General features: G+C 66.6%; 5 protein-coding genes and 1 pseudogene. All 6 read right to left on the reverse strand.

Going from position 1 to position 6,018, the window contains the following annotated elements; translation table 11 throughout:
- Positions 1-325, reverse strand: a pseudogene (locus tag EOA28_RS21940) (hydrogenase); the annotation flags it as partial.
- 4 nt (positions 326-329) lie between these two features.
- Positions 330-1,841, reverse strand: coding sequence for an NADH-quinone oxidoreductase subunit C (locus tag EOA28_RS21945; RefSeq protein WP_127250028.1), 1,512 nt, complete (start codon positions 1,839-1,841; stop codon positions 330-332).
- A 19-nt stretch (positions 1,842-1,860) separates the two neighbouring features.
- On the reverse strand, positions 1,861-3,312 hold the full coding sequence (locus tag EOA28_RS21950) for a hydrogenase 4 subunit F (RefSeq protein WP_127250016.1): 1,452 nt from the start codon (positions 3,310-3,312) through the stop codon (positions 1,861-1,863).
- The gene (locus tag EOA28_RS21955) at positions 3,309-3,971 is read right to left on the reverse strand and encodes a hydrogenase-4 component E (RefSeq protein ID WP_127250017.1); all 663 of its coding nucleotides are present in this window, start codon (positions 3,969-3,971) and stop codon (positions 3,309-3,311) included. The genes EOA28_RS21950 and EOA28_RS21955 overlap by 4 nt, the downstream gene beginning before the upstream one ends.
- Positions 3,971-4,927 (reverse strand): NADH-quinone oxidoreductase subunit H, encoded by a 957-nt coding sequence (locus tag EOA28_RS21960; RefSeq protein ID WP_127250018.1) that lies wholly within the window; start codon positions 4,925-4,927, stop codon positions 3,971-3,973. Before EOA28_RS21960 ends, EOA28_RS21955 begins: the two co-directional genes overlap by 1 nt.
- Positions 4,918-6,018, reverse strand: a 1,101-nt coding sequence (locus tag EOA28_RS21965) for a proton-conducting transporter membrane subunit (protein ID WP_281060914.1), incomplete at its 5' end; no start/stop codon positions are given. The genes EOA28_RS21960 and EOA28_RS21965, both read right to left, overlap by 10 nt.

Here is a 6,018-nt window from a genome sequence, read left to right on the forward strand (position 1 = left end):
CCTCAAAGGTCCGCTTCAACGCCTCGCGCATGTTCTTGGTCACCGGCCCGGTGACCATCAGCACGTCGGCATGGCGCGGCGAGGCGACGAAGCGGAAGCCGAAGCGCTCGATGTCGTAGAAGGCGTTGTTGAGCGCGTGCATTTCGAGCTCGCAGCCATTGCAGGAGCCGGCATCGACGGCACGGATCGACAGGCTCCGGCCGAGCTTCCGGCGCGCCATGCCGTCAAGCGCGCGCGCCAGCTCGTCGACGGCAGCATTGCTGACTTGCGGCGCGCGTTCCGTCAGGGGCGGGCGGATCAGGCTTTCGAAGAGCAGTTTTCGCATGGTTCTACAGGTCGTGGCCGGAATAGGAGCAGTTGAACGATTTGTTGCAGAGCGGGAAATCGGCGACGATGTTCCCCTCGATCGTCGCCTCCAAGAGCGGCCACTGGAACCATGAAGGGTCGCGCAGGTGGCAGCGCTCGATCAGGCCGTCCTCGCCGATGCGCAGCCAGACCAGTATGTCGCCGCGAAAACCCTCGACCAGCGCCATGCCCTCGCGCGGCTCTTGCGGTGCAGCGATATCGACGCTGATTGGCCCGGCGGGCAGCCGCCCGAGAATCTGCTCCACCAGCGACAGGCTCTGCTCGACCTCCCGCACGCGGATCCAGACGCGCGCGTTGACGTCGCCCTCCTGCAGCACCGGCACATCGAAGGCGAGCTCGTCATAGGGCGCGTAACCCGGGCTGCGGCGCGCATCGAAATCGCGGCCCGAGGCGCGGCCGACATAGCCGCCGGCGGCATATTGCCGGGCAAGCTCGCCCTTGAGCCGGCCGGTCGCCACCGTCCGGTCCTGCAGCGAGGCGGTGTTGTCGTAGAGCTCGACCAGATGCGGGAAGCGCCGCCTGATCTCCGCGACCAGCGATCGGATGGCATCCGTCCCCGCCTCGCTCAGGTCGCTTGCCGTGCCGCCGGGCAGGATGCGGTCGCGCATCAGGCGGTGGCCGAAGGCCGCATCGGCGGCGCGCAACACGCGTTCGCGCAACACGCCGCAATGCGCGTGCATGATCGCGAAGGCGGCGTCGTTGCAGATGGCGCCGATGTCGCCGAGGTGGTTGGCGAGGCGCTCCAATTCGGCCATCAGCGCCCGCAGCCAGATCGCGCGCCCCGGCGGCGTGATGCCGAGCGCCGCCTCCACCGCGCGGGCGAAGGCCAGCGAATAGGCGACAGTGCTGTCGCCTGAAGTCCGGCCCGCGAGTTTCGCGGCACGATCGATCGATGCGCCCTGCATCAACGCTTCGATGCCCTTGTGCACATAGCCCAGCCGCTCCTCCAGCCGCACCACGGTTTCGCCGCCTGCCGTGAAGCGGAAATGCCCCGGCTCGATGATGCCGGCATGCACCGGCCCGACAGGAATCTGATGGAGGCTCTCGCCCTCGGCCGCCAGGAACCGGTAGGACGACGCGGCCGCCGGCCCGCCGGGCCGCGCCGCCAGCGGGTGGCTGATGCCCCACTGGCCATGGTCGAGCCAGCGGCGGGTATCGGGCAGGCCTTGCGGCGCCAGCCCGAAAAGATCCGCTGCGGCGCGTTCCAGCCGGAGCGCCGGTGGATGGAGCTGGCCGACCGACGGGTAACGGCCGCCACGGCAATCCAGGCTGATCACGCCGATGGTCTGCGCCTCGTCGAGAAGCGCCATGTGCACCTTGTCAGGCTCCCCCCACAGGCCGAGCAGGCTCCAGCGTCCGGCGACGAGCTGCTCGACGGCGAGGTTCCAGGCCTTCGGAGCGACGACGCCGCGCCGCCAGGGCGCGTGATGTTCGACCTGGCGGTCTGCCTCGATGAGATCGGCAAGCGCGGGCATGTTTTTCCTCACCATGCGCCTACCCCAGGATACCGGCGACATGCTGGAACCACGCCACCAGCGGCGCCGGCAGATAGATGCCGGCGGCAAACACCAAGGCGAGGTGCGAATACATCGGCACATAGGACGCCTCGACCGGCGCCATGCCGCCGCGCGGCTCGCCGAAGGCGACGCCGGTCAGCCGCAGCAGCAGCGCGCCGAAGGCGATGAGCAGCCCGAACACCAGCGGGATCGCCAGCCACGGATGCCTGGCGAAAGTCGAGCTGACGACCAGGAATTCGCTCATGAAGATGCCGAGCGGCGGCAGGCCGGCAATGGCCACGACGCCGATGACCAGCGCCCAGCCAAGTCCGGGATGGCTTTCGGTCAGCCCCCTGATCTCGGAGATCTTCTGCGTGCCCTTGACCTGCGCGATATGGCCGACGGCGAAGAAGATCGCCGATTTGGTCAGGCTGTGCATGACCATGTGCAACAGGCCGGCGAAGTTGGCGAGCGGGCCGCCCATGCCGAAGGCAAAGACGATGATGCCCATATGCTCGATCGAGGAATAGGCGAACAGGCGTTTGATGTCGCGGCGGCGGTAGAGCATGAAGCCCGCGAAGATCAGCGAGGTCAGTCCCATCGTGACCATCAGCGGCCCCGGCCCGATCGCCTGCGGGCTCGCCGCGAGCAACAGCTTGAAGCGCAGCACGGCATAGAGCGCGACATTGAGCAGCAGGCCCGACAGCACCGCCGAGATCGGCGTCGGGCCCTCGGCATGGGCGTCGGGCAGCCAGGCATGCAAGGGGGCAAGGCCGACCTTGGTGCCGTAGCCGAGCAGCAGGAAGATGAAGGCGACGCTGAGCAGCGCGGGATCGAAACGCGCCGCCTTCTCGATCAGCACCGACCAGACCATTGCGTTGGTGCCCTCGCCGACGACCGGCTGCGCCGCCATGTAGACGAGGATCGTTCCGAACAGCGCGAGCGCGATGCCGACGCTGCCGAGGATGAAATATTTCCACGCCGCCTCCAGCGCCTCATGCGTGCGGTAGATGCCGACCATCAGCACGGTGGTCAGCGTGGCGAGCTCCACCGCGACCCACATCAGGCCGATATTGTTCGACACGAAGGCGAGGTTCATGCCGAACATCATGATCTGGTACATCGCGTGGTAGAAGCGCAGGTTCGGCGCGGTCAGCCGGCCGGTTTCCAGCTCATGCGCGATATAGGACGCGCTGAACACGCTGGTGGTGAAGCCGACGAATGTGTTGAGCACGATGAAGACGATGTTGAGGTCGTCGACCAGCAGATATTGTCCCGGCGCCGGCCGGTCCGTGACGAACAGCGACAGCGCCGCGAGCAAGGTGAGCAGGCTCGCAATGACATTGACGGTCGCTGTCATGCGATAGTTCGGCATTGCCGCCAGGATGGCCGCGGCACCTGCCGGGATGAAAAGGATCGCGGCCACGGCGTCGAAGGAAAACCCGCTCACCGGCGTTCTCCCCGGTAGTCGTCGAGCGCGCCGATATCGACCGAATCGAACCGTTCGCGGATACGGAACAGGAAGACGCCAATCACGATGAAGGCGATCAGGATCGAGAAGGCGACGCTGATCTCGACCACCAGCGGCATGCCCTTGGCGCCGGTGGCGGCCAGCACCAGCCCGTTCTCCAGCGACATGAAGCCGACGACCTGGCTGACGGCATTGCGCCTGGTGACCATCACCAGCAGGCCGAGCAGGATGATCGACAGCGCGAAGGCCAGGTCCTCGCGGGCGAGCGGGTCGGCCTCCGGCGTCACCCGCAGCATCAGCACCATGGAGAGCGTCACCAACCCGATGCCGGCAAGCATGGTCGGGCCGATGCCGACCGCGGTCTCGATGTCGCGGTGGATGCCGAGCCGCTGGATGATGCGATGCAGCCCGACGGGAATGACGATCGCCTTGAAGACCAACGCGATTGCCGCCGTGATGTAGAGATGATGCGCGTCCTGGATATAGGCCTGCCAGGCCACCGAGAGTGCAAGCACGATCGCGTGCAGGGCAAAGACGTTGATCAGCGCGAACAGCCGGTCCTGATAGAGCATCATGAAGGAGATCAGCACCAGGCTGCCGGCGAGCAGATGGGCGATGTCGAAGGTGAGACCGTTCATCACAGGCTCCGCGAGACGAACAGCAACAGCGTTCCGAGCAGCGCCAGCATCAGCGCCGCGCCCAGGAAGTCCGGCACGCGGAAGACACGCATCTTGGCGACCGCCGTCTCGAACACGGCAAGCAGGATGGCGAGCACCGCGAGCTTGCAGAGATAGGCGGCCGCGCCGATGGCCAGCGATTTCGGCCCGGTCCCGCCGCTGTCCAGCCCCCAGGGCAGGAAGACGCAGGAGATCAGCGACATGTAGAGCAGCAGCTTGAGGAAGGTGGCGAGCTCGATCATCGCCAGATGGCGGCCGGAATATTCCAGGATCATCGCCTCATGCACCATGGTGAGCTCCAGATGCGTGGCCGGATTGTCGACCGGAATGCGGGCATTCTCGGCGATCGCCACCATCACGAGCGCAATCAGCGACATGCCGAGCGACACCCGCAACCCGACTTGCGGAGAGCCCATGAAGGCGGCGACCGTCGAGAGTTGCGTGGCGCCGGCGACCAGCGCCAGGCTGAACACGATGAGCAGCATCGCCGGTTCGGCCAGCGACGCGATCATCACCTCGCGGCTGGCGCCGAGGCCGCCAAAGCTGGTGCCGACATCCATTCCCGCCAGCGCCTGGAAGAAGCGCGCGCTGCCGAGCAGCGCCACGATGACGATGAGGTCGGCGGTCCAGCTGAATTCGAGGCCGGTGGCGAAGGTCGGGACGAGCGCCGCCGCGACCCACGTCGCGGCGAAGATGAGGTAGGGCGTCACCCGAAACAGCCAGGACGCATTGTCCGCCAGCACGACCTCCTTGCGCATCAGCCTGACGAGATCGCGATAGGGCTGGATCAGCGAGGGCCCCTGCCGCCTGACCAGCCTTGCCTTCACCTTGCGCACGAAGCCGATCAGCAGCGGCGCCAGCAAAAGCACCGCGAGCATCTGCGCGCCCTGCACGGCCAGTTGCGAGATTATGGCCATAGCGCGAGCACCAGAAGCAGGATGACGAGGTAGAGGAAGACCAGCGTCAAATAGCGGCGGATGGTCAGGAACTGCAGGTGGTTCAGCCGCTCGGTGGCGAAATCGATCGCGCCGGTGATCGGCTGGTAGAAGATCTCCCAGGCCACATCGTGCATCTCCACCTTGAGTCGCGCCGGCTCCAGCGCGCCCGGCGCCGGCATGTCCACCGTCTCGCGCGAGCGGAACGCGAAGCCGCCGAAGACGCGGCGAATGGGTTGAGCGAAGCTGACGGCCGTGTATTGCGCGGCCGGCACCTCATCCGGGAAGCCGCACCCCCATGCGATGCCCCGGCGCAGCGCATGCGAGGCGAAGCGGTGGATGAAGAAGGCCGCGAGCGACGCCGAGATGGTGATGAAGACGAACACCAGCAGGCCGTTATAGGAGCTGCGGCTCTCGGCGATCGGCACGATCGACAGCCAAGGCTGCGCCATCTGAACCGGCATGCGCTCGCCGACGAGCGGAAGCGTCACCGTCGACAGGCTGTCGATGACGAAGCCTGGCAGGATGCCGGCGAGCAGGCAGAAGGCGGCAAGCACGGCCATCGCCGCCAGCGACCACCGATCGACTTCGTGGGCGCGTTCCACCGCCGCCGACCGCGCCCGGCCAAGGAAGGTGATGCCGAATGCCTTGACGAAGCAGGCCGCGGCAAGTGCGGCCGACAGCGCCAGCATGCCGCCGACCGCGGGCACGATGACCTTCAGCCCCCATTGCGGCAGCTCGGGGCTGCGCAATATGGCCTGGAAGACCAGCCATTCCGAGGCAAAGCCGTTGAAGGGCGGCAGCGCCGAGATCGAGACGCAGCCGATGAGGAAGACAAAGCTGGTCACCGGCAGGCGATGGATGAGGCCGCCCAGCTTCTCCATGTCGCGTTCGCCGGTTGCTGTCAGCACGGCGCCGGCGCCGAAGAACAGCAGACTCTTGAAGAAGGAATGGTTCAGCACGTGGAAGAGCGCCGCGGTGAAGGCCAGCGCGGCCGCCGACGGCATGCCGTTTGCCTTGAAGGCCAGCGCAAGGCCGAGGCTGGCGAAGATGACGCCGATATTCTCGATGGT

It is taken from the genome of Mesorhizobium sp. M2A.F.Ca.ET.067.02.1.1, from assembly GCF_004023285.1.
In the GTDB taxonomy this organism is placed as follows: domain Bacteria; phylum Pseudomonadota; class Alphaproteobacteria; order Rhizobiales; family Rhizobiaceae; genus Mesorhizobium.

Excerpts from the sequence above, each read along its gene's own strand:
- EOA28_RS21945 (WP_127250028.1), bottom strand. The coding sequence starts at position 1,841 with ATGCCCGCGCTTGCCGATCTCATCGAGGCAGACCGCCAGGTCGAACAT.
- EOA28_RS21955 (WP_127250017.1), bottom strand. The coding sequence starts at position 3,971 with ATGAACGGTCTCACCTTCGACATCGCCCATCTGCTCGCCGGCAGCCTG.
- EOA28_RS21960 (WP_127250018.1), bottom strand. The coding sequence starts at position 4,927 with ATGGCCATAATCTCGCAACTGGCCGTGCAGGGCGCGCAGATGCTCGCG.